Source organism: Microbulbifer jejuensis (assembly GCF_047289955.1).
In the GTDB taxonomy this organism is placed as follows: Bacteria; Pseudomonadota; Gammaproteobacteria; order Pseudomonadales; family Cellvibrionaceae; genus Microbulbifer.
The window spans coordinates 73,481-96,031 of record NZ_JBLBUB010000018.1; the positions used below are offsets into that span (position 1 = coordinate 73,481).

The 22,551-nt window shown below is 58.0% G+C and carries 21 protein-coding genes and 1 other RNA gene; 12 read left to right on the forward strand and 10 right to left on the reverse strand.

Annotated elements, in window-relative coordinates; translation table 11 throughout:
* Positions 1–24 precede the first annotated feature (24 nt).
* Complete coding sequence (locus ACL7TT_RS12950; RefSeq protein WP_299947496.1) at positions 25–1,062, reverse strand: AraC family transcriptional regulator; 1,038 nt, start codon at positions 1,060–1,062, stop codon at positions 25–27.
* Positions 1,063–1,433: 371 nt separating this feature from the next.
* On the opposite strand from ACL7TT_RS12950, the gene ACL7TT_RS12955 reads away from it, so the two are divergent.
* Entirely contained in the window at positions 1,434–1,748 is a 315-nt protein-coding gene (locus ACL7TT_RS12955; protein WP_299947498.1) for a helix-turn-helix domain-containing protein, read from the forward strand.
* Positions 1,749–1,790: 42 nt separating this feature from the next.
* Here ACL7TT_RS12955 and ACL7TT_RS12960 read toward each other — a convergent pair whose 3' ends face one another.
* The 3 genes from ACL7TT_RS12960 to rpiA all read right to left on the reverse strand — a co-directional run bounded on the left by ACL7TT_RS12960 (position 1,791) and on the right by rpiA (position 3,691).
* Positions 1,791–2,165: a DUF4168 domain-containing protein gene (locus tag ACL7TT_RS12960; protein ID WP_299947500.1), complete on the reverse strand. Its 375-nt coding sequence runs from the start codon at positions 2,163–2,165 to the stop codon at positions 1,791–1,793.
* Positions 2,166–2,378: 213 nt separating this feature from the next.
* Entirely contained in the window at positions 2,379–3,005 is a 627-nt protein-coding gene (locus ACL7TT_RS12965; RefSeq protein ID WP_299947502.1) for a transglycosylase SLT domain-containing protein, read from the reverse strand.
* A gap of 14 nt (positions 3,006–3,019) precedes the next feature.
* Positions 3,020–3,691 (reverse strand): ribose-5-phosphate isomerase RpiA, encoded by a 672-nt coding sequence (rpiA, locus tag ACL7TT_RS12970; RefSeq protein WP_299947504.1) that lies wholly within the window; start codon positions 3,689–3,691, stop codon positions 3,020–3,022.
* Between the two features lie 192 nt (positions 3,692–3,883).
* Here rpiA and ilvA point away from each other — a divergent pair, with 192 nt between their 5' ends.
* The gene (gene ilvA, locus ACL7TT_RS12975) at positions 3,884–5,398 is read left to right on the forward strand and encodes a threonine ammonia-lyase, biosynthetic (RefSeq protein ID WP_413395957.1); all 1,515 of its coding nucleotides are present in this window, start codon (positions 3,884–3,886) and stop codon (positions 5,396–5,398) included.
* A 244-nt stretch (positions 5,399–5,642) separates the two neighbouring features.
* A complete protein-coding gene (locus ACL7TT_RS12980) occupies positions 5,643–5,780 on the forward strand; it encodes a hypothetical protein (protein ID WP_299947508.1) in 138 nt (45 codons plus the stop codon).
* Between the two features lie 91 nt (positions 5,781–5,871).
* On the opposite strand, the gene ACL7TT_RS12985 is transcribed toward ACL7TT_RS12980, so the two are convergent.
* The 4 genes from ACL7TT_RS12985 to ACL7TT_RS13000 form a co-directional block, all read right to left on the reverse strand.
* Entirely contained in the window at positions 5,872–6,450 is a 579-nt protein-coding gene (locus ACL7TT_RS12985) for a 5-formyltetrahydrofolate cyclo-ligase (protein WP_413395959.1), read from the reverse strand.
* 25 nt (positions 6,451–6,475) lie between these two features.
* A non-coding RNA gene (gene ssrS, locus ACL7TT_RS12990) (6S RNA) lies at positions 6,476–6,656 on the reverse strand.
* Between the two features lie 84 nt (positions 6,657–6,740).
* Entirely contained in the window at positions 6,741–7,067 is a 327-nt protein-coding gene (locus ACL7TT_RS12995; RefSeq protein WP_299947511.1) for a cell division protein ZapA, read from the reverse strand.
* Positions 7,067–7,270, reverse strand: coding sequence for a TIGR02449 family protein (locus tag ACL7TT_RS13000; RefSeq protein WP_299947513.1), 204 nt, complete (start codon positions 7,268–7,270; stop codon positions 7,067–7,069). The genes ACL7TT_RS12995 and ACL7TT_RS13000 overlap by 1 nt, the downstream gene beginning before the upstream one ends.
* Before the next feature lie 207 nt (positions 7,271–7,477).
* Between ACL7TT_RS13000 and ACL7TT_RS13005 the strand changes: the two genes are divergently transcribed.
* The 8 genes from ACL7TT_RS13005 to gcvH all read left to right on the forward strand — a co-directional run bounded on the left by ACL7TT_RS13005 (position 7,478) and on the right by gcvH (position 15,987).
* A complete protein-coding gene (locus ACL7TT_RS13005; RefSeq protein ID WP_413395962.1) occupies positions 7,478–8,032 on the forward strand; it encodes a UPF0149 family protein in 555 nt (184 codons plus the stop codon).
* A gap of 11 nt (positions 8,033–8,043) precedes the next feature.
* Positions 8,044–9,384 carry an aminopeptidase P N-terminal domain-containing protein gene (locus tag ACL7TT_RS13010; protein ID WP_413395964.1) on the forward strand — a complete coding sequence of 447 codons (1,341 nt, stop codon included), beginning with the start codon at positions 8,044–8,046 and terminating at the stop codon, positions 9,382–9,384.
* 70 nt (positions 9,385–9,454) lie between these two features.
* On the forward strand, positions 9,455–10,696 hold the full coding sequence (locus tag ACL7TT_RS13015) for an FAD-dependent monooxygenase (RefSeq protein WP_413395965.1): 1,242 nt from the start codon (positions 9,455–9,457) through the stop codon (positions 10,694–10,696).
* 39 nt (positions 10,697–10,735) lie between these two features.
* Entirely contained in the window at positions 10,736–11,971 is a 1,236-nt protein-coding gene (locus ACL7TT_RS13020) for a UbiH/UbiF/VisC/COQ6 family ubiquinone biosynthesis hydroxylase (RefSeq protein WP_413395967.1), read from the forward strand.
* 110 nt (positions 11,972–12,081) lie between these two features.
* Positions 12,082–13,074 carry a rhomboid family intramembrane serine protease gene (locus tag ACL7TT_RS13025; RefSeq protein WP_413395969.1) on the forward strand — a complete coding sequence of 331 codons (993 nt, stop codon included), beginning with the start codon at positions 12,082–12,084 and terminating at the stop codon, positions 13,072–13,074.
* Positions 13,071–14,186 carry a CNNM domain-containing protein gene (locus tag ACL7TT_RS13030; RefSeq protein WP_413395971.1) on the forward strand — a complete coding sequence of 372 codons (1,116 nt, stop codon included), beginning with the start codon at positions 13,071–13,073 and terminating at the stop codon, positions 14,184–14,186. Before ACL7TT_RS13025 ends, ACL7TT_RS13030 begins: the two co-directional genes overlap by 4 nt.
* Before the next feature lie 258 nt (positions 14,187–14,444).
* Positions 14,445–15,533 carry a glycine cleavage system aminomethyltransferase GcvT gene (gene gcvT / locus ACL7TT_RS13035; protein ID WP_413395973.1) on the forward strand — a complete coding sequence of 363 codons (1,089 nt, stop codon included), beginning with the start codon at positions 14,445–14,447 and terminating at the stop codon, positions 15,531–15,533.
* Positions 15,534–15,600: 67 nt separating this feature from the next.
* Complete coding sequence (gene gcvH, locus ACL7TT_RS13040; protein ID WP_299947528.1) at positions 15,601–15,987, forward strand: glycine cleavage system protein GcvH; 387 nt, start codon at positions 15,601–15,603, stop codon at positions 15,985–15,987.
* A 173-nt stretch (positions 15,988–16,160) separates the two neighbouring features.
* On the opposite strand, the gene ACL7TT_RS13045 is transcribed toward gcvH, so the two are convergent.
* Complete coding sequence (locus ACL7TT_RS13045; RefSeq protein ID WP_413395975.1) at positions 16,161–18,899, reverse strand: M1 family metallopeptidase; 2,739 nt, start codon at positions 18,897–18,899, stop codon at positions 16,161–16,163.
* Between the two features lie 137 nt (positions 18,900–19,036).
* On the reverse strand, positions 19,037–20,587 hold the full coding sequence (locus ACL7TT_RS13050; RefSeq protein ID WP_413395977.1) for an alpha/beta fold hydrolase: 1,551 nt from the start codon (positions 20,585–20,587) through the stop codon (positions 19,037–19,039).
* A gap of 423 nt (positions 20,588–21,010) precedes the next feature.
* On the opposite strand from ACL7TT_RS13050, the gene ACL7TT_RS13055 reads away from it, so the two are divergent.
* Positions 21,011–22,414 (forward strand): hypothetical protein, encoded by a 1,404-nt coding sequence (locus ACL7TT_RS13055; RefSeq protein ID WP_413395979.1) that lies wholly within the window; start codon positions 21,011–21,013, stop codon positions 22,412–22,414.
* Positions 22,415–22,551: the final 137 nt, after the last annotated feature.

Below are 22,551 nucleotides of genomic sequence, written 5' to 3' on the forward strand. Positions count from 1 at the left end.
TCAGGGGAGTCATTTTTTGTCGGATTAATAGTTGCGGAATTTCTCCCGGTAGGCACCAGGGGCAAGCCCTGTCCATTTTTTAAAGGCGCGATTAAAGGCGCTGGGTTCGGAAAAGCCGAGTCGCTCGGCGATTTCTGCAACAGCAGTCTCCTGTTGCTTTAATTGGTAAACCGCCATATCACGGCGCACAGAATCCTTGATGTCCTGCCAGCTGTTGCCTTCCTCCTTAAGTCGTCTGCGCAAGGTTTGCGGGGAGGTATAAAGGCGTGCTGCAACATCGTCCAGGGCGAGATTTTCAATACTGTTTTGCTGTTGCAGCATACGGCGTATACGACCGGTAAAGCTGCGGTCAGACTTATATTGGGTTAGCAGGCACTCCGGCGCGCGGGATAGAAACTCCGCCAGCTGTTGCGCATCGCGCACCAGAGGCAGCGGCAGGTAACGGGTACTGAAAACCAGACAGGTCTCAGTCTGGTTAAAGTAGTGCCTGCAGGGGAACATATCACTGTAGTCTTCATTGTAATCCGGTGGCGGGAATGCCAGCAACACGCGCTCCAGCAGAATGGTGCGATCAATTAACCAACTGAAAAAGCGCAGCCAGATAACCGCGATAGACTCCACAAAGATCTGGTTGGGCAGCTTCTTTTCATTACCGTGGTGGAAGACTAGCCGCGCTTCCTCTCCGTCCTCCACCAACCTGATGTGCAGGTCGTCGCTGACCATGTGGATAAAGCGCACGGAACGCAGCAATGCCCGGTGCAGGTTGGGGCAGCTGATACAGGCGTGGCCCATCATAGCGAAGGTGCCCGGCAGCCAGGGGCGTGACAGGAAGCCGCCGGATTCGTCGTTCAACAGGTCCCACTCAAGGCGTAGAAGGTTGGCCACTTCTTCCCGGCCGATACGGCTTTCCGGGCTTTCGAGCCGGGCGGGGTCAATGCCACTGTCACACAGCAACCGCTGGCAGTTCAGTCCTGCTGCCTGTGCGCCGGCCAGCATGGCACGCACTGCTGCGGCGAGGATTCCTGGGCCCGTTTCACGGAGGTTGGGTGTCTCGCTTTCCACTCTCTCAGCCCTCGATATTATGGTGTATGGTGCATGTGTTTTTTCTGATGCATGCGGGATTATGCGTAATGTGCGTGAGAAAGTCAGGTTTATTGCCGCCGAGTGTCGGAAAGGAACAAGTCTGCCGGCCAGCGCGGATAAATAGATGTTTGTTTGAATGTAGTGGGTTGCCGCACAGGTTAAGTAAAATACCTTTAACCTGACGGGTGTTGATGGCCAGTTGTCCGTGTGTGGCTGTCGGCTTTTTCGTGGCGCTGGAGTGGAGCTTGTGTAAAAGTCTGTGGCCTGGGGTCCCCTGTTCGTTTATTGCTTAGACCTGTAAGTCATACGGGCTAGCCATAAAATTTATCTGGTATTGAAGGAGTAGTCATATGCCGTCAGCACACATTCAAACTCAGCTGAACCCGACGATCTGTCGGCGTATGTTGATTGCGTATTTAATTGAACAGATTCCCCGCCCAAACAACCCTGCACTGGAAGCGGCCACCGGCTGGCCGCGACGCACAATACAAGACATAATCGCCAAGGGGCTGCCCGGTCACGGTACCAGGGTGGCGTTTATTCAGGAGGGTGTGCGCCACAATGACGGTTATTACCGGCTGTGCGACTGGGGCTCTTTTGACGGCGGTTGGGTGAAACGTAATCTGCCGGCTATTTGCCAGTTACTGGAAGTTAAACTGAATTAAAACGGCACACCCGGGGCTGTGGCGTGCCGCTGGGATTGGTTACTACTGCTGTGGTCGTGGCTGTTGCAGTATTTTGTTGACCTTTTCCAGTAAAGCCGGGTTGGATTTGATGCTGTTGGCAATTTCCTGGTATTTGCTTTTTGATAGTCCTGTTTTTTCAATGGCCGCGACCATTTTGGCCTGGGCCTCCTTGTTGAGAGCCTCAGCTTGGCGGATATCGCTGGCTGCTTTGAGCTTGGGCGCGTACTCGCGGCTCAACACCACAATTGCGCGGTAGGCGTTGGCAAACTGTTTGAGCTGGGGTTCACTGAAGGAGACTTTTGATGCCTCAGTCTGTGGGGTCGCAGGCTGTGCCAGGGTAACCGGCATGGTGAGCAGCAGGGCGGATAGCGCGAGGAGGGTTGAAAAAAACTTCATTGGGCTCTCCAGAGGTCGATGGACGCTTTTGCTTCTGTGGGGGAGCGCCCAGCGTCGCGTAAGGGCTACCGACTTCATAGGTTTGTCGAGGGGGAACTGGCAGGCAGCAGAGCCCTCAGTTCTGGAACATTAGTTTTAGGGTAGCCAGTTTCAGGGAGCCTGCTGCGTAATTTCCCGCCAGGCCCCGGTATTTTTGTCGTCAGCACTGAGGGCTTAAAAAAGACCGAAGAGTTTCTTGCGCCTGTCCAGGGACGATTCACAGCGATTGAGCTGTTGCTGATAGCGCCGTGCCCGTGCGGATACTTTTTGAGAGACCTGCTTGAGCCAGGTCTTGTTTTTAAAGCTGCGCCGGTTAAAGCCGCCGCGGCCCTCGTGGTAGGCCAGGTACAAATGGTAGGTGTCATTGGAGCGGATCTGGCACTGGCGCGCACTGGCGTTGTTGTACCAGCCGACAAAGTCGATAGCGTCTCCGAAATCATCGCGATCCGCCCCATAGCGGAATGTGGAGCGCTGATAATCGCGCCAAGTGGCACCCAGGGCCTGTGCGTAACCATAGGCGTCCGAAGGGCGCGGTCCGGGGATAAACCCCAGTATCTTGCTGCGAGGTGGGCGGGCATCGGATACGAAGCGGGATTCCTGGTGCAGGATCGCCATCATAATCGCGACCGGTGAGCCCCACTGTTTTTCTGCTCCTCTGGCCTCAGCGTACCAGCCTTTCTTGTCCTGAAAGATGGAACAGAGGTCATCGGGATTCTCGGGTGGGCTGGTGGCACAGCCGGCACTCAGTGCCGCACTCGTGAACAGTACCGCCAGTATCCCCTTTCTATGGTTTTGTCGCATAGTTTTCAGCACAGTTAGACGGTGATGGTTTTTACCCCTGCGCCGGTACTGAGCAGCAACAGGTCTGCTGGGCGTCTGGCAAAGATTCCATGGGTCACTACCCCGGTGATATTGTTGATTGTTTCTTCCAGGGCAATGGGCTTTTGGATCTTTAAGTTATACACATCGAGGATCGCATTACCATTGTCTGTGATCACACCCTGGCGATATACGGGATCCCCCCCCAGTTTTAGCAGTTCGCGGGCTACCAGGGCGCGTGCCATGGGAATCACTTCCACCGGCAACGGAAACGCGCCCAGTGTCTCGACCCACTTGCTCTCATCGGCAATACAGATGAATAGATCGGCACAGGCCGCAACAATTTTCTCCCGGGTCAGGGCCGCCCCTCCCCCTTTGATCAGCTCGAGTGCCGGGTTGACCTCATCGGTACCGTCCACATAGAACTGGATACTGTCGACACAGTTCAGTTCATAAACCGGGACACCGTGGGACTTGAGCCGCTCAGCGGAGGCTTCGGAACTGGCTACGGCGCCATCAAATTTGCCCTTGATCACTGCCAGGTGATCGATAAAGTAGTTCGCTGTAGAACCGGTGCCGATACCGACGATGGAGTCGGTCTCCAGGTGCGGGGTGATATGGTCGATTGCTGCGCGCGCGGAGGCCAGCTTCAATTCATCCTGGGTCATCTGTAGAGTCGCTTCCTGAGCAATTGTATCGGCCTTACTTGCATTATTTGATATAAAAAAGCGCGATATATTAAAATTGATGGTAAATATGTCTGCAAGGGCTTAGACTGGCATGCCGAAGGTGTGCGCCCTGCAGCTCCCCTCCCCTGAGTCGCGCAAAGCAATAATCCGCAACGGCTATCGAAACACGCTATGCCCAAGTCCTATATCAAGCGCATTTTAGACGCACGCATTTACGATGTCGCTATCGAAACACCATTGCAGCAGATGCGTCAGTTGTCCCACCGACTAAACAATCGCATTTTGCTCAAGCGAGAGGATCTGCAACCGGTATTTTCCTTCAAGATACGCGGTGCCTATAACAAACTGCTGCAGCTGCCACCGCAACAGCGGGCGTGCGGGGTCATCGCCGCCTCTGCGGGCAACCATGCACAAGGTCTGGCTCTGGGGGCAGCACAGTTGGGGGTGCGCGCCACGATCGTGATGCCAAAGACAACCCCACATATCAAGGTCAACGCGGTGCGTATGCGCGGTGCCGAAGTGGTGCTGCATGGGGATACGTTTGACGAGGCTGCGGCACGTGCGCGGCAACTGGCGGAGGCACGGGGCCTGGTCTTTGTGCATCCCTATGATGATCCCGATGTGATCGCGGGCCAGGGCACCGTGGCCATGGAAATGCTGCGCCAGCACCCCGGCGATCTTGAAGCCGTATTTATTCCGGTGGGTGGTGGCGGGCTGGCCGCGGGCATGGCCGCCTTTATCAAGTATGTGCGACCGGAAACCAGGGTGTATGGGGTTGAGCCCGAGGACGCCGCCTGTCTCAGAGCCGCCCTGGCAGGCGGTGAGCGGGTGCGCCTTCCGCAAGTGGGACTGTTTGCCGACGGCGTTGCCGTAGCCGAGATCGGCGAGGAGACTTTCCGGGTGTTGAGGGAAACCCTGGACGGTGTGATTACCGTGAGCACCGACGAGATCTGTGCCGCCATCAAGGATATCTTCGAAGATACCCGCTCCATCGCCGAGCCCGCCGGCGCAGTGGGGCTGGCGGGGTTGAAGAAATTTACCGGGCAGAGCGGGTGTCGCAACGCCGCCCTGGCCACGGTGTGCAGCGGGGCCAATCTCAATTTCGACCGACTGCGCTATATCAGCGAGCGCACGGAAATCGGCGAGAAGCGCGAGGTGGTGCTCGCGGTATGCATACCCGAGCGCCCCGGCAGCTACCTGCGCTTTTGTCGGGATTTGGGGGACCGCGCTATCACCGAGTTTAATTACCGCTATGCCAGTGACGAGGAGGCCCATATTTTTGTCGGTCTGCAGGTGACCGCCGATGACGATAGGCAGCGGTTGATCGGCAAACTGGAAGCGGGCGGTTATCAGGTAACCGATCTCACCGACAATGAGATGGCCAAATTGCATATCCGGCACCTCGTGGGTGGCCGGGTGCCGGGATTGCGCGACGAGGTCGTATATCGCTTTGAGTTTCCGGAACGGCCAGGTGCCCTGCGCAAATTCCTTGAGCACCTGGCGGGGCGTTGGAATATTACCCTGTTTCACTACCGCAATCACGGTGCCGCCTTTGGTAGGGTTCTGGTTGGATTACAGGTCGCACCAGCTGCCCGAGGTGCGCTTCTGAATGTACTGCAGCAGCTGCAATTCCCCTTCTGGGATGAAACAGAAAACCCGGCCTATACCTGCTTTCTGGCCAGCTGAGTTCCGCAGCGGGCCCGGTGGAGAAAAAGACTCTGTCATGAACGGCTGCGCCGATCGGGGGGTTTCGTTTTGTGGGCTTCTTTGTGTAAAAATGCGACAAAAGCCCCATAAAATGTGCAGGAACCGGTTACTATTCCAGCGAATTTTCAGTATCTTCTCTGGTCGTGGAACTTTTGCTGTGGCTTGTGTCATATGCGGGGCGAAACACCTATAACAACAAAATTGATCGTACAGGATGGTCCCAATGAAACCCGATGCGCTGACAATCGCTGTGATTGTCTTTGTCGCGGGCGTACTGTTGAGCACCAGTGGCTTGTCCGAGGTTTTTGCCTCGGAGCCGGAACCACCGGCCGCTCTGCAGCAGGGAGTGGTTACCCGCTAGGCTGATGCCGGGGGGCGCTCTGCCCGCGCACTCACAAGGAAGGCCGCTCACATTGTGTGTTCGGCCTTTTTTTATGTGGCTTGTTTAGGGGTTATCGACAGCGATAGATACGCTTTTCCGTCACGACCAGATCCAGGGGGATATCCCAGTTATCTGTGGGGAGGTGCTCGACGCACTGTAGCTGGTGGGCGGTACCAATCAGTTGCGGGCCGGCGCCGGGCAATAGTTGCTTGTGTTCAAACGTGCGATCATAAAAGCCCGCACCCATGCCCAGGCGGGCCCCGTTCGGGTCGAATGCCACCAGGGGTACCAGTACCAGATCCAGTAACTTCGGTGCGCGGCTGGGACCGGTTGCCGGCTCGGGAATGCGAAACCGGTTGCGAAAAGAAAGCGTCTCTCCTTGCCAGCGTTTGAACCTCAGGTGTGGCTGCGATTCCAGTGGCAGAACCGGCAGGTAAAAGTGTTTTGCACGAAAGCGTTGCAACAGCTGGCGAATATCCAGTTCACCGTCAATCGGCCAGTAAATGCCAATATGCTGCGCGCGTCTCATTTGTGGGAGACGGCTTAACAGGGCAATGGCCGCGCGACCGTGCAGACGCTGTTGATACGCGCTCAGGTCCCGTCGCCCCGCACGCATACGGCGGCGCAGTTGCGTTTTATTTTCGCTCATCTATGGGGAGTGACTGGAGAGAATAGGGAACCCCGAGCGTGCCGCTGTAGACGGGGCCTTGAACCGTAAGGTTCAAGGTGGCGGTATCCGGAGTACATTAGGCTTTCCGCTGCATGGCGGACCTGCACACCAGCACTCGCTGGAAACCACCGGGGTAAGATTATCGGCTCAAGGACACAGTCTGCTGGCCAGCACCCCAGGGTATGGAGTAATTATAACCTGGAGTGGGGGGACTGTTAACCGGAAATTCAAATCCTGTGGTCGCATCTGGGGCTGTGAGACACAGGCCATTATGGCTGGGGCTCTGCAGGGTCTATCTCCCCCAGTGCGTTTTGCACCTTATCTTTGAGTTGGTCGAGCATTTCCTCTTGAAGGGGAATCCGGCCCAGCTCCGCTTTTGCCTGGATCAGCTCATGGGCAATATTCAGTGCCGCCATGACGGCGATGCGCTCAATGCCGATGACCGTACCCGAGGCGCGGATACGCGACATGCGCTCGTGCAACAGACGGGCAGAGGCCTGCAGCCCGGCGTGTTCACTTTCCGAGCAGGCGACACGGTAGTCTTTGTCGAGAATAGAGACAGTGACGGTTTCGGGAATTTGGGCGGAGTCAGCCATCAGGAATCCTGCGTTAGCCCCTTGAGACGATTGATCATGGCTTCGACCCGCGAGCGGGCGGCCTCGTTATTTTTTATCAGGTGCTGGCGCTCGCGCAGCCAGTCGGCTTCCTGCCGACGTAGTTCACGATTGTCACTGGCTAGCTGTTGGCAGCGAACGATCAGTGCATCCACGGTGCTTTCTAACGCGCGCAGCTTATCCATATTTCCTGCATTTGAGGTCGATATCGGGCTCGCAACACGACAGATTGCGAGGGTTTACGCTACTATATTGCCGGCGAAATGGTGGGTCAATCGCTCCACCTGCGCAAGCAATCACAAAATTCTCCGACAAAGCTCGGTCTTTGCACAGTCACTGCAGCCGCAGTGTGCTGACTGCATCCCGATCAGGAAAAAAATGGTGCGCTGAGCATGACTTCTGAAACCAACCGATTTGCGCTTCTCGCCAATGCCATTCTCGCGGCCGGCAGCCGCGCGGATCCCAGTGAGTTGCACGGTTTTATCTGTGGTGTGCTGGCGACGGGTGCCATACCGGACAATGACCGCTGGCAGCGGGAGCTGGCCGAAATGCTCGGCCTGGCGGCCGTGTCGGAGGGCTTGAATCGGGATTTGTTGCAATTGGCGGCGGAGAGCCGAAAACAACTGGGTGACACCGCCTTTTCCTTTCGGTTGGTACTCTGCGAGGATGGGGATATTGTCGAGCGTACACTGGCACTGGGCCATTGGTGTGCGGGTTTTTTACACGGATATGGTGTCGGCGGTGCCGGGGTAAAAATAAGGCCTACCAGTGAGGAGGCACTGAAAGATATCGGCGCGATTTCGCAGGTGGATGCGGATCATGCCGAGGAGGGGGAAGAAGCGGAACAGCAACTGCTGGAACTGCAGGAGTATGTGCGGGTTGCAGTGCTCAATATCTTCACCGAACTACAGGCGGGCCAATCCGGAATTGGTCCTACCGTGCACTGATACCCGACCGCGTGAAAAATTCACAGGGCATCGGCAAAGCGGAATATGCCCGCCGGCGCGCCCGGCTGATGGCCGAACTGGTACCGGGCAGCCTGGCGATCTTATCGTCCGCCAGTGAACAACTGCGCTCCCGCGATACCTATTTCCCCTTTCGCCAGGACAGCGACTTTCTCTACCTGACCGGGTTTGCTGAGCCCGAAGCACTACTGGTACTGGTACCGGGGCGCGCGCAAGGGGAAACCCTGTTGTTTTGTCGGGAGTGTGATGCGGAAAAGGAGCGGTGGGACGGCCCGCGCCTGGGGCCCGAGGGTGCCGCAGTATCCCTCGGTTTGGCTGACGCCTTCCCCATCGGAGATTTGGACGATATTTTGCCGGGGCTTTTGGAGGGCTGCGGGCGCATTTATTTCCCTATGGGGCGCTACCCGCATCTGGACAGACGTATTCGCAACTATCTGCAGGCCATTGATGCGGCACCGGGCAACAGAGGCGTGCCGGACATGGTCGACTTGGATTATCCGCTGCGGGAAATGCGTCTGATAAAAAGTGCGCGGGAATTGCGCCTGATGGCCAGTGCCGCAAACATCAGTGCCGATGCGCACCGCCGCGCCATGGCGCGCTGTGGGCCCGGGCTCTATGAATACCAGTTGGAGGCCACACTGTTACACACTTTTGTGGACTGCGGGGCACGGGAAACAGCCTATCCCACCATTGTCGGCAGTGGCCACAACGCCCTTGTCATGCATTACTGCAGCAACCGTGCGCAATTAAAGGCGGGGGATCTGGTACTTGTGGATGCCGGTTGTGAATACCGCGGCTATGCCGCCGATATCACCAGAACCTACCCGGTCAATGGTCGCTTTAGCGGCACACAGAGGGCCCTCTATGAAATTGTTCTGGCAGCGCAGCAGGCAGCGATCGATCAGATACAGGCTGGCAATCACTGGGATGACCCCCACACTGCCAGTGTGGAAGTGATTACACGCGGCCTGGTGGATCTGGGATTACTGCGCGGTGAGGTGCATGGTTTGATAGAAGCCGGCGACTACCAGCGCTTTTATATGCACCGCGTTGGCCACTGGCTGGGTATGGATGTGCACGATGTCGGAGACTACCGCGTACACGGCGCCTGGCGCCAGTTGGAGGTGGGGATGGCGATGACGGTTGAGCCCGGCATCTATGTGCCCGCGGATGACGAGCGTATCCCTGTGAAATTTCGCGGGATCGGCATTCGAGTCGAGGACGATATCGCCCTGACCCATAATGGTGCGCAGGTCCTGTCCGCGGCCGCTCCCAGGGCGGTGGCAGAGATTGAGTACACTATGCGCCACGGCGGAGATTTACTGACCCGTTAATGCTTAATCCGCTTTTTTTGCGCCTGCCGGTGCAGTAAATGTTGGGCGCCTGTGCCCAGGGGAAAACCTCATGAGCGAGCCTCTAGAGCGAGCCGATGTGGCCATTGTCGGTGGCGGCATGGCCGGCGCAAGCCTGGCATTGATGCTGGCGCATTTTTGCCCACAACTCCGTGTGGTTCTGTTGGAGCAAAGAGCGCTGCCGGATGCTGCGGCCAGTGTCCTGTTGCCCAGTTTCGACACCCGTGCCACGGCGATAGCCGCGGGCAGCCTGCAGTTGTTTCAACAGTTGGGTCTTTGGCCCGCTCTGCGCGCATACAGCGCCCCTATTCAGCGTATTCAGGTGAGCGACCGCGGCCAGGCGTTCGGCGCTTGCCTCTCTGCCGGTGAACAGCCATGGGCATGTTTCGAGGGTATGCTGGGAGCAGTGATTGAGAATGCCGCGCTGGGGCCTATCCTGCACACTGCCCTGGCTGACACACCGGTCAAGCCTATTGCCCCGGCCCAGGTGACGACAGTACGCATGGGCGCCGAGGGTGCAACCCTGCACTGGCGCGCCGGCGAGGGGGGCGCTGAACATCGTCTGACCGCCGGGTTGCTGGTGGTCGCCGATGGGGTTGACTCCCCCCTGTGTCGGCAGTTGGGTATAGAAATTGACACGGTAAAGTACCAACAACAGGCGCTGGTCACTACTGTTGGTCTACAGCGGCACCACAGAGGGGTTGCCTTCGAGCGATTCACCGCGGCGGGCCCTATGGCCCTGCTGCCACTGCCGCAGCGAGACGGACTGTACCGCGCGGCTCTGGTCTGGGCCTGTGGGCAAGAGGATGCCGAAGCGCTGAGTGCATTGCCCGAGCGCGAGCGGTTGCAACAGGTGCAGCGCGCATTTGGCTGGCGCGCAGGACGGTTTGTGCGCATGGGGTCCCTGCAGGCGTACCCCCTCAGCTTGTCCCTGGCGCGGGAACAGTGGCGGCGCAATGTGGCGTTGATCGGCAACTGTGCGCACTTTTTGCACCCGGTGGCCGGGCAGGGGTTCAATCTGACCCTGCGTGACTGCTACGGTCTGGCACAGGCGATGGCGGGTGAAAGGCCGGCACAGGGATCTTCGTCGCAATTGGAAATGTTGGCGGCTTATGGTCGTGGCCGCCGCCTGGACCAGCGGCTGACGATTGGCTTCAGCCATCGTATTCCGGCGCTGTTCACCGCATCGAACCCGCTGCTGCGGAGTGTGCGTCAAATGGGCATGCTGGGTTTGACACTGGTACCGCCTCTGCGCACGGAGTTTGTGCGCCAGGCGGCGGGATTTGGGCTTTAACGGTGCCCCCGTTCGGCACAACTGCGCAATGGGTTTGTTATGAATAGACACCGCTTGGATTTCGCCATTGTCGGCGCCGGCATAGTCGGCATGGCCCAGGCCGCGCTGTTGGCAGTGCGCCACCCGGGGATGCGCATGGCGCTGCTGGAGTCCGCCCCGGAAACTGCACTCAAACCGGCAGAACACTACGAGCCCCGCGTGGTGGCGCTGACCCAGGCCTCCCGCGAACTGCTTGAGGAGGTGGGCGCCTGGGCAGGGATCTCCGCGGCGCGCGCCTGTCCCTATGTGGAGATGCGTGTTTGGGATGCCGACGGTACCGGCTCTGTGCGCTTTACGAGCCGCGATGTGCAATTGCCCAACCTCGGTCATATCGTTGAGAACAATGTGATTGTTAGCGCGTTGCGCTCACGCCTGAAGTCACTGCCCAACGTGGAGCTGGTCAACGGCTTTCGCCTGGAGAGCTGGTGGCGCGACTGTGGGCTCTGGCATCTGCAATCCCGTGGCGATCAGGTCAATGCGCTGGAGGGGCTGCGGGAGCAGCCCGAGATAGTGCGCACGCGGCTTCTGGTGGGTGCGGATGGCGTCCGCTCCAGGGTGCGGGACCTGTTGCATATCCGCTGTCAGGACACCGATTACCACCAGACTGCCCTGGTGTGTGTGGCCCGCTGTGAAAAGCCGCACCGCCACACCGCCTGGCAGTGCTTTTTGCAGACGGGTCCGCTGGCCTTTTTGCCCCTGGCCGGGCTCGGCGATGACCACCACTGTGCCGTGGTCTGGTCGGCGGACAACGAGCTGGCGCGGGAATTGCTGATGCTGGACGACTGGGCCTTTGCCCTGAACCTGGAAAAAGCCTTTGAAGGCCGGCTCGGCAAAGTGGAATCCGTCAGTGAGCGCCTGTCCTTTCCCCTGCGCGCCCGCCACGCGGAGCACTATCAGGGCCCTGGTGCGGTCCTGGTGGGGGATGCCGCCCACAGTATCCATCCCCTCGCGGGGCAGGGCGTCAACCTGGGATTACAGGATGTGCGCGTGCTGGGCGATGAGGTTGATCGCGCCCTATCGCGCGGACTGGAGCCTGCCCACCCGTCGGTACTGGCGCGCTATGAGCGCCGTCGTCGCGGAGACAATGCCGCCACCCTGAAGGCCATGAGCGCCTTTAAATCGCTCTTTGGCGCCGGGGAGTTACACTGGCGCTGGCTGCGCAATACCGGTTTGAATATGGTGGACGCCAGCCCCATGTTAAAGAAACGTATCATTTTGCGGGCCATGGCGGTGTAGTGAGAGCCCATTGCTAGCGCTGCCACAGTTCCTGCAGGGGTGCAGTATTGAAGACATCCGGCGGGCGCTGAGGGTGCCTGTGGCGAGCCAATAAAAAAGGTTTTTGTCAATTGAGCCAGTGGATTGCAGTTTACTCGTTTCCCCTTTCCAAAGATCTCGGTGCACTGGTCGGTTTTATCCAGCGCTATCAATTGCCATTGCGGATCGTCGAGGAAAAAAACCGGCAGTTATTACTGACCGTTGATGATCGTCTCGGGCAAATGCTTAAGCCGCTCTTGCAGCGCTGGGAGACTGGAGAGATCAATTTCGATGATGTGCAGCTGCAGCGCGTCGCGCCCGATGATAGCTCCGGGTCCGGTGTGACCGGAATACAGCCGCCACAGAGCCCGGAGCCAAGCCCTGAAAGCCACACTGGCAACAAGCCGGCCGGGCCGCCGCCGGCAAGCTCGGTTTTACCCGTGTTCCCCCTGGCCCGGACCCCTGTCAGCTTGGTGTTGATTGCGCTGTGTTTCCTCGGTTGGGTCCTTTTGGTCAATAACTCCGCGAATGTCCTGTTGATCACTCCGAATCAGAGTGGCAGCCCCCTGTCTGTGCAATCCTCCCTGGCATGGCACCTGCAGCACGGGGAGTACTGGCGCCTGATCACTCCGGCGATGGTGCACTTCTCCCTGCCCCATGCCCTGTTTAACGCCCTGGGCATCTGGATACTGGGCCGGCCCCTGGAGGCCCGCACAGGGAGTTTGGCGTTGGTCGCCCTGGTCGTGCTCGGGGCCGTTATCTCCAATTTGTCCCAGTATCTGTGGGAGCCGCAGGTCCGCTTTGGCGGTATGTCCGGTGTGGTGTACGCGCTTGTGGGCGCTGTACTGGTGATACAGCGCTGGCAGCCCGCGTGGCGGGATGTCCCCAATGGTATCCCGGCCGTGGCACTGATCTGGTTACTCTTGTGTGCGCTGGGCATTGTGACTTTCTTTACCGGCGTGGGTGTGGCCAATGCAGCGCATATTGGTGGCTTCCTCAGCGGACTGGTGATTGCCCTGGTTTACTGCGCCCTGGGGGGTGCGCGAAAATTCAACCCTGATGCCACTTTTGCCCGTAAGTTATGAGCCTTTTAATCACCTACATCCTGATTGCCCTCGGCTTCTCCTTTCTGTGTTCCATCGCCGAGGCGGTCATTCTCAGTGTGACCACACCCTACGTGCGACTGCTGGAGCAGAAGGAGCACAGGGCCGGAGCACTGTTGCGCCAACTCAAAGCGGATATCAATGCGCCCCTGGCCGCTATTCTCACCCTGAATACCATTGCGCACACCGTCGGTGCCGCCGGCGCTGGTGCTCAGGCTGCGGTGGTTTTCGGCAGCCAGTACCTGGGCATTGCCTCGGCGATCCTGACCCTGTTGATCCTGATATTCTCTGAAATTATCCCCAAAACCCTGGGTGCGCTTTACTGGCGCCAACTGGCGCCTTTTACCGCTTTCGTGCTGCGCGCTCTGGTGTGGTTGCTGTATCCGTTTGTAAAAATGTCAAAGTGGCTGACCCGCGGGCTTTCTCACGGCCCCACCCTGACGGGCTTCAGCCGCGATGAGTTTGCGATCATGGCGGAGATCGGCGAGGCGGAGGGGCAGTTGGAGCCCCGCGAGTCGAATATTTTGCGCAACTTGTTTTTTACCTTGCGCGATCACTCGGTGCGCGAGGTGATGACGCCGCGCACCGTGGTGTTTTCCCTGCCCCAGGATGAGACGGTGGGTGAAGCCTACGAGGAGGTAGAGAGAGGCCGTTTTTCCCGTATCCCGGTTTTTGAAAATCGCGACCCCGACTGTGTCGTGGGGTTTGTACTCAAACAGGAGTTACTGCTCGCTTATGCCAAGGGGGAGCGGCACAGAAAACTGGCCGAATACCGCCGCGATATGCTGATGCTGCCGGAAACCGCCACCATCTATCAGGCTTTCCAGAAAATGCTGTCACGGCGGGTACAGATCAGTGCCGTTCTGGATGAGTACGGTGGCCTTGAGGGGCTGGTGACCCTGGAGGATTTGCTGGAGACGCTGCTCGGCGAGGAAATCGTCGATGAGGCCGACAAGACACCGGACCGGCAGGCACTGGCCAAGCGCCTGTGGCGCAGGCGCGCGAAAAGGTATGGCCTCAAGGTGGATGAGTCTACCCAGCAGGAAAAAGACACCGAGGGTGCCGGCGAAGGGCGGGGTCATCCCGACGAGTGATTCCTCCCTGTCAGCTCCGATTGTCCCTGAGAGTGGAAACCTGCACCGTCCGGACTGCCTCTCTGTATCCGCAAGTGCGCTGATGGTTGAAGGCCCCAGCGGAATCTTTGGCGGCTATCGACGATCTGGGCAGGGTTAACTGCCGGTGTCCGCAGGGCTTTCTGAGCAGATCTGCCGCGCGGGGGCGCCTGCTGGTAACGCCGCTACCCAAGCCGCTAGAATACGCCGCTTCGCAACCTGGCAGACTGAGATTTGACGATGGGAAACACAACGCCTCTCTATGACGCACATGTCGCCGCGGGCGGCAAGATGGTGGATTTCGGTGGGTGGGATATGCCACTGCACTACGGGTCTCAGCTGGAAGAACACAACAAGGTGCGCGCTGAGGCAGGGATGTTCGATGTCTCCCATATGACGGTCGTCGATATTGAGGGCAGCGGTGCCCGCGACTACCTGCGCTATCTGCTGGCCAACGATGTGGCCAAACTGGATGGCAACCCCGGCAAGGCCCTGTACACGGGCATGCTGAATGAAAAGGGTGGTGTGATTGACGACCTGATTGTCTATCTGCGCGATCCCGGCTATCGCCTGGTGGTGAATTGTGCGACGCGCGAAAAAGATCTCGCCTGGATGAGAAAGCAGGCGGAGCCCTTCGGTATCGAGTTGGCCGAGCGCCCGCAACTGGCGATGATCGCCATCCAGGGACCCAGTGCCATCCGCAGGGTCAAACTGGCCCTGGGTAACGACTGGGACGTGGCCATCGACGCGTTGAAGGTTTTTCAGAGTGTGGCCCGCGGCGACTGGTTTGTGGCGCGGACCGGCTATACCGGCGAAGACGGCCTGGAAATCATGCTGCCCGGTGAAGAGGCCAGTGGCTTCTGGCAGGCACTGACCGATGCTGGTGTTGTGCCCTGCGGCCTTGGCGCTCGCGATACCCTGCGCCTGGAAGCGGGGATGAATCTCTACGGCCACGAAATGGACGAGGACACCTCGCCATTGCAGGCCAATATGGCCTGGACCCTGGCCTGGACGCCGGAGGATCGCGATTTTATCGGTCGCACAACGCTGATGCAGGAGAGAGCGCAAGGGGTTAAGCAGAAGCTGGTGGGCCTGGTACTGGAAGAGCGTGGTGTTTTGCGCGCGGGCCAGCCAGTGGTGGTAGACGGCACGGAAGACCGCGGTATCATTACCAGCGGCACCTTTTCACCGACTTTGGGCCACTCCATTGCCCTGGCTCGGGTGCCGGCGGGTGTCGGTGATTGCGCCCAAGTGGAAATCCGCAGGCAACTACAGCCGGTCAAGGTGGTTAAGCCCTGCTTTGTGCGCAACGGCAAATCGATTATTTGAGCATCGCACCGCAGCTGGGTGCGTGGGTAAGAACATATATTCAGAGGCTTTATCAAGGGGTCACGGCATGAGTGAAATCCGCAATGAACTGAAATACCTGCCCAGCCACGAATGGGCGCGGCTGGAAGAGGACGGTACCATCACCATCGGTATCAGCGATCACGCCCAGGAGGCTCTGGGGGATGTGGTGTACGTTGAAACCCCGGAAGTGGGCAATGCCCTGGCCGCTGGTGATGAGGCTGGTGTGGTTGAGTCTGTAAAGGCCGCCAGCGATATTTACGCCCCTGTAACCGGCGAGGTGGTGGCGGTGAACGAAGCCCTGGAAGAGGCGCCGGAGACCGTGAATGCCTCGCCCTATGACGATGGCTGGTTTTACCGTGTCAAGCCTGCGGATGTGGGCGAATTGGACAATATGCTGGACGCCGATGCCTACCGCGCGGAGTCCGAGAGCTGATCTCGGCGTTGACCCGGTTCAGAGATCAATCAGGGCAAGCCCTGATATCGTAAAAACCAGCCCAGTGCCACGTAAAAAGTCAATACCGGCTTTATTTGCGCATGGTCCCCGCCCGCCCAGGCTTCCCTTGGGATGCCGGAGGGGGGATTCAATTTGGGCACGGTCGGGTGGGCTCAGGAACGGCTATCTGCCACTGTGCCCATCGCCTGGGGCAGCGCCTCCATCAGCGAGCGGCCCTTTTCCTGCAGTGCCATGCACAGTGCAATACGTTCCTCGGTCTGGGCCAGACTGCGCTCATAGCCGGGGGTTAAATCCCCATGCTTTGCAAACAGCTGTTGCAATTCCCCCAGGCGCTTTCGATCACAAAAAGTGTTGGCGAAAGCGGGGGTGCGGCGGCGAATTTGTGCGGGGATTTTATCCACCACCTTTTCAAAATTCTGCTGTAGCCAGGCCCAGTGTTGGGCTTGTACCCGGCGCTGTGCCAAAGCGTACTGGATCAGGCCAAAAGCCTCGCGCGGGCCCATATCCTCGCTGAGTGCCAGCTTGTGGAGGGTTTCCAGCTGCTGTGGGTTGTCGCTGCTGCCGATGGCATTGGCGCTGGCGCTTTCAAAGCGCGGATCATCCAACTCGCTGCGCAGGTTGACCAGGTGTGTGAGAAAATCCCCGCCGGCGTCCTGCACCGCAACCGTCAGGGCAGCAGCGTAGAGATCTGAGTCCAGAGCCTGTGGATCACGCGGGACTTTAAAGCCGGTGAAGGCGCCGGCCATGTCCATTAACTGCCTGCGCGCTTGCGGGTCTTCAGCCACCAGGGCCATAAAGCCGAGCAGGGTACTGTGCAGTATCTGCCGGTCGGCGTCGTGACTGTCGGCGCTGCTGTTGAGGTGCGGCAGGTAGAGGCTGCGGGTAAAATTCAAAAATGCAGCGCGCTGCGCTTGATCGAGATAATTATTGCGGTACTTGCGCAGGTAGCGTAGCGGCATGGTGATCACCTGGCGCTTGTCTGCCCCGGCAGATTGTCGCACCACCTCAAGCAGCAAGGTGTCCGACAGCTTGCCGGCTTCAAAGGCGGCGAAGGCGCTGTCGATTATCGACAGCTGCTCGGTGGGGGCAAACTGGTCAAAGCGCTTCACCAGTGCCTGCCACTGGGTTTCGGGCAGGTTCCAGCGATAGTAACCACTGCCCTGCACATTGGGCATGATCCAACTGGGGCAGGTGTCGCCGGACATATCCAGGGTTGTATCGGCCTGTGTGAGCATCTGGCAGTGTTGCACACCAGTATCGCTTTTGTAGCAGAAGGGAATGTTCCATTGCTGCCGGCTAGTGGGAATGGGGGAGCCCAGCGGTTTGTAGCGGCTCTGGTGTACCCGCAGTTTGGCACGGCCCGACTCGGCACACGCCAGTGCCAGCTCCAGTTGGGGGACACCTTTTTGTTCGACAAAACTGCGAAAGGTTTCCGTCAGTTCCGGGGTATTGGTTTTCTCACCGATCACTTTGTAGAAAGACGGCGAGTCCGCCTCACCACCACTAAAGGTTTCCAGGTAGCGGCCCAGTGCCGGGCGAAAACGTTCGGCACCGAAGTAGCTGTCCACCATATTGATGACGCCGAGGCTTTTTGAATAAGTGATGGCATCGTAGGCGTTGCGGATAGTGTTGTTGTTTTTCACCGGTTCGCGGATGGCGCGGGTACTGGCGAGGGAGTCGAGCTGCATGGCGTTGATGGCGTAGGTGGTGGCGTTGAGATCGTGACCACCCTCGGGCTCCATAATGGTGAGTGCCAGGGGTTCACCCCAGGTGGCAAAGCCCTCTTTCAGCCACAGGTCGTCCCACCAGGGGGGGGTGACCTGGTTGCCGAACCACATGTGTGCGATCTCGTGGGCGTGCACCTCCACCAGCGCCAGGCGGGTACCGGGTGCGGGATTGTCTCCCACCAGAATGCGCTGTTCGCGATAAGTGATGGCGGCGGACAGCTCTGTTGCGCCGCTGGGCCACTGGGGGGCAGCGATAATATCCAGCTTCCTGAAGGGGTAGGGACGTTGCAGCTGGGTCTCAAAGGTTTCCACCATTTTCGGTGTAATATCGAGAATGTAATCCATATCCCCGCCGCGGCCCTGACGCGCAAAACCTCTTAATGGGATAGGTTCCCTACGGTATTTATTCGGCGGGATGGCCGGGCGTTCCACCATGTCGAAGGGGCCCACCGACAGAGACAGCAGGTAGGTGGACATGGGCGGGGTGGTGGCAAAGGTGACTTTCTCAAGGCCCGCACCGGCCGGCTCCCGTGCCAGCTCCGGGCCATTACTGATGGCGGCGTAACCCTCGGGCACGGTGAGGCTGATAGAGAAGGGTGCCTTCAGGCCGGGCTCGTCAAAACCGGGCAGATATTTGCGCGCCTGGATGGATTCGGACTTGGCCAGGGCATAGGCATTGCCCTGCTCCTCTACCTTAAACAGGCCAGCGAGGTTGCGATCGAAGGCCGCGTTATAGTCGATGCGCAGGGTGAAGTCGCCGGCGGGCAGAGGCTCGGCGAAGGTGATCGCGGCCACACCGCTGTCGAGGATCTGGCGGTAAGAAGCCGCGACTGTGTGGCCGTCTTTCCGCGCTGCGCTGATTTTTTTTACAGTGAGATTCTTGCCGTGCAGCCAGAGGTGGTCTGCGCTTTCGGTCAGGCGGATATCGATCGCAACGCTGCCGTTGAAGGACCCTTGGCGCGGGTCCAGCAGCAGGTCGAGGCGATAGGCAAGGGGGCGCACGCCCTTGGGCAGTTTGCCTTCAGGGGCGTCGTTGTAATCCGTTGCCGCTATTTCCGCGGCGGCTGGTTGCTGAGGCGGTTCCGGAGTCATTTCCGCCGGGGCGCGAGCGGCTGTGAACAGCAGTGCAGCGGCCAGCAGGGCAAAGGGAATCTTCTTATTCATAAGTGTGGGTATTCGATCAAAAAGCGCATTGTAACGGCTCGGTGAGAAATTACGCGCTGTGGTGAGACGAGTCGATCAGCAGGGCAGTTCAATCCCCGGCAGAGTCTGCCGGGGAAAGGTCAATCTGGCGTATTGCCTCAGAGGTGTGGGATCGTCAGGCTGGAGACCTCGCTGCTGCTGTAGGGTACACGGATACGGTAAGCGGTGTCCTGCGGCTTCTGGTAGATCAGGCCCTGGGTATCAATGGCCAGCACCACCCGATGACCGGCGGGGACATCGTAGCTGGTGGTGAACAACTCCACATCGATCTTCTGCTGCTCTCCCGCCCTGCCAGCGCGCAGGGTAACGGGTACATGGGTGATCAGCCGGCCCAGCCCCAGGGGGCCGACATCGTAGAGATGCGCATTCAACTGTACGGTTTCCCTGCTGGGTTCGATCCACATTTCCAGCCTCGGCACCCCGCGAATCCTGAGGGTTTGCCACTGGATTGGGGATTGATATTCAATTGCGTAATAGCCGTTAATGGCTAGCATGGGGGTGTAAACCGGGATGCCGAAGCCTTCCAGGGCGTCGGATAACAGCGGGATACCGGTACCGGCGAAGGTGTCGGAGCCCCCGTGGAAGGTGTTGGTCCAGCGCCAGCCGTCATAGCGTTCGCCCGTCATGCCGCCGTTGTTGAACAGGGTAAAGCGCGGCCGCAGGTACCAGGTGGTACTGTCGCCAGTTACCGGGTAGTCCTCGTAGCGCTCCAGTTTGTTGCTAATCCGCACGGTCATATCCACTTTGGGTTCGCTGTCGATGCCGTTGTGCTCACCCTTGAGGTGATGATCAAACCAGCGGAAACTGGTGGACCAGATATGGCCCTCATTGCCCGCGAGGATTTCGGTAATGGCGTGGGTACCCGGATTTAACAACAGCTTTTTTGGACCTTCCAAGAGGGAATAGAGGTCAACCATACTGTTGGGTTTGAACAGGTAATCGGCGAAATTATTCGAGAGCAGTACCGCAGTGCCGTGCTCGTTCAACGCATCGACATAGCTGATGGCCGAGCGCTGCGCGGCAAAGCGGATCACTTGCCCCAGGTTCTGGTCGCTGCGCAGATCGGCCCAAAGTTGGTTCAGTTCCGGTTCCTTGCGCAAGGCGGTATTGACCAATAGACCGCCCCAAACCAGATTGACGGTTTCATTGGGGTAGAGCGCCTCAACCACATCGGCCCAACCGGACAAGCAGGCGACGGCATTCACGCGGGCGTCGTGGGCAGCGCCTAGTAGCGAGATGCCGCCACCGTAGGAGATGCCTGCCATGCCCAGTTTGCCCACGGAATAGTTGGCTTCGAGCCAGTCGATCAACACGCTGACGTCGGCGATACTATTCTCTCCGGCCACATCCACCAGGCCACCGGAATGGCCGAAACCGCGGGTGGAGTAGCTTAGTACCAGATAGCCCTTTTCCGCCAATGCCCGGGCCTGGAAATGGTACTGGTGCTTATCCAGGGCCCAGCTGTTGGTAAAGATGACCGTGGGGTAGCCTTCTGTCGGTGGGGGCGTTTCCGGTACAAACAGGTTGGCATCGAGCAGGGTGCCGTCAAAGGAAGTGATATCCAGGTCTGCAATATACTCCGGTGCCGACCAGGCATGGGTTGATATCAGGGCGCTGCTGAGCAACGCCAGTAAACGAATTATTTTCATTTTTATCTCTCATCTGTTTGAATCATTTTTATTTTTTGACCAAAGACTGACATCTAGTCAACAGGAAAAGATAGAGGTTTGGCCGTTATTTGTTGGTGGATCAAGGCAAAATTGAGAGATTTGTCTCGTTGCTTGTCGCTACCGACATCCGCTATTGCTTTTGATATGTTCGATATATTTATGGATATCCAGTCATATAAAAGTCACGAATCTGCTGTTTTATGATCAAATTGATCTTTTTTTAGCCAGTAAAAACCGGTAGTGTGTAAGCTTTACGGGTGTGCCAGGGAGGGTTCCGGCAATAATGACTCGGTGGCTTGAACTATGGTTTCCCGCGTAGCTGTTTGTTTAGTATTTTATTTTGGTTTTGTCTTGACTGCCGGTGCTAGTCCCCGGTATTTGGGGGAGGAAATCTGGTATGCCTTGGATAGTGACCACTTCCGGGTCATTACCGATGGCGATCCCAAGACCGTAAAGCGCCTGGTGGCCGATCTTGAACGCTACCGCGCCGTGGCGATTGAATTACTCGACGCGACTCCCGACAGCCGGAAGTTCACCATCTATGCTGCCGGGGATCGCGATACCTATGCCAGCCTTGTGGGCGCTGAACTGGCAGAAATGACCAATGGACTGTTTGATACTTCGGCAGAGGGCAGCTATGCCCTGGTCAATCTGGATGGTCGCAGTGCCGAGCGCCAGCTCAAAGCCCGCGAGTTTCTCTTCCACGAGTACACCCATTTCCTCAGTTACAACGGCAACACCACCCACTTCCCCTATTGGTATAGCGAAGGCTTTGCTGAGTTCATGGCGACAATGTCTTTCCCAAAGAAGGGCCGCTATGAACTCGGGGACATTCCGCAAGAACGTGCCCTGACTCTGATGTACACCGGCCTGATGCCCCTGGAGCCGTTGTTGCGTGCCACGGTATACAACACGGATGCTGAAGCCAAATCCGATGTCTATGCCAGTGGTTGGCTGCTGTCTCACTGGTTGATGATGACCAGTGGCAAGAAGGAGGAATTTAATCAGTTTATCAAGGCGTACAACGATGGTGCGGACCCGGTGCTAGCGCTGGAAGAGGCACTCGGCATGACACTGGCGGAAATCGAAAAGGCCTACGCCGCTGCATACGAACTGGGTGAATTTGACACGGTGACCGGAGAAATTCCCGCGGACTTTCTCGAGTCCACCCCGGAGGTTAAACGCCTGACAAAAAGGGAGGCGGTGAATGTGCTGGCAGGGTTTATCGCCCAGTCCGGTTACAACCTACAGGCGCTGGATGACTTGATGGCCTACGCACTGCACACCGGTATCTACAATACCGAGTTGGTCTCCATCAAGGCGAGTGCCGATCTACGTATGGGTGACTTCCCCCAAGCCAGCCACTTGCTGGCCAGTGTACCGAGCAATGATCGCCAGCAGCCCTGGTACCTGAGTGCACATGCCTGGCTGACGGTGAACCAGCAGGCCATGATGCCCAATAAAGTGCGGGATCTGCACAGTTTGAAGCGGGCCTCTGATGAATTTACGTATCTGGTGGATAAAGAACCCCAGAAAGCCTCCCACTGGTTTGGCCTGGCCATGACGATGGAGATGCTGGACTTCCCAAGGGAAAAATATTTGGAGATACTGGAAAAGGCTTATCAACGGGCGCCGCGCGAATTACATATCGCCCAGTGGCTGGCGGAAGAGCTTTACCAGAAAAAGGACGCGGAATACTATACACGGGTTGCAAAACCGCTGATATTTGAAATTCCCGATGAATTTGAAAATCAACAGATAAAAATGCGGTTGGCGGAACTTCAGGGTAAACCCAAATCCTTATAATAGGCATGTAAGGGTGTAATTTAAATACGTCAAGGTGTATTTGCCCGGTAATATTGTTTGCCGGGCTTTTTAATTGCTGGCAGTCCTATTATGGAGGATTCAAAAGCCACTATAAAAAGCATTGCGGATATCTGGAG

Coding starts and splice junctions, on each gene's coding strand:
- ACL7TT_RS13050 (WP_413395977.1), bottom strand. CDS start 20,587: ATGAAAATAATTCGTTTACTGGCGTTGCTCAGCAGCGCCCTGATATCA.
- ACL7TT_RS13045 (WP_413395975.1), bottom strand. CDS start 18,899: ATGAATAAGAAGATTCCCTTTGCCCTGCTGGCCGCTGCACTGCTGTTC.
- ACL7TT_RS12985 (WP_413395959.1), bottom strand. CDS start 6,450: ATGAGCGAAAATAAAACGCAACTGCGCCGCCGTATGCGTGCGGGGCGA.
- gcvH (WP_299947528.1), top strand. CDS start 15,601: ATGAGTGAAATCCGCAATGAACTGAAATACCTGCCCAGCCACGAATGG.
- rpiA (WP_299947504.1), bottom strand. CDS start 3,691: ATGACCCAGGATGAATTGAAGCTGGCCTCCGCGCGCGCAGCAATCGAC.
- ACL7TT_RS12980 (WP_299947508.1), top strand. CDS start 5,643: ATGAAACCCGATGCGCTGACAATCGCTGTGATTGTCTTTGTCGCGGGC.
- ACL7TT_RS12960 (WP_299947500.1), bottom strand. CDS start 2,165: ATGAAGTTTTTTTCAACCCTCCTCGCGCTATCCGCCCTGCTGCTCACC.
- ilvA (WP_413395957.1), top strand. CDS start 3,884: ATGCCCAAGTCCTATATCAAGCGCATTTTAGACGCACGCATTTACGAT.
- gcvT (WP_413395973.1), top strand. CDS start 14,445: ATGGGAAACACAACGCCTCTCTATGACGCACATGTCGCCGCGGGCGGC.
- ACL7TT_RS12955 (WP_299947498.1), top strand. CDS start 1,434: ATGCCGTCAGCACACATTCAAACTCAGCTGAACCCGACGATCTGTCGG.
- ACL7TT_RS13020 (WP_413395967.1), top strand. CDS start 10,736: ATGAATAGACACCGCTTGGATTTCGCCATTGTCGGCGCCGGCATAGTC.
- ACL7TT_RS13000 (WP_299947513.1), bottom strand. CDS start 7,270: ATGGATAAGCTGCGCGCGTTAGAAAGCACCGTGGATGCACTGATCGTT.
- ACL7TT_RS13030 (WP_413395971.1), top strand. CDS start 13,071: ATGAGCCTTTTAATCACCTACATCCTGATTGCCCTCGGCTTCTCCTTT.
- ACL7TT_RS12995 (WP_299947511.1), bottom strand. CDS start 7,067: ATGGCTGACTCCGCCCAAATTCCCGAAACCGTCACTGTCTCTATTCTC.
- ACL7TT_RS12965 (WP_299947502.1), bottom strand. CDS start 3,005: ATGCGACAAAACCATAGAAAGGGGATACTGGCGGTACTGTTCACGAGT.
- ACL7TT_RS13015 (WP_413395965.1), top strand. CDS start 9,455: ATGAGCGAGCCTCTAGAGCGAGCCGATGTGGCCATTGTCGGTGGCGGC.
- ACL7TT_RS13005 (WP_413395962.1), top strand. CDS start 7,478: ATGACTTCTGAAACCAACCGATTTGCGCTTCTCGCCAATGCCATTCTC.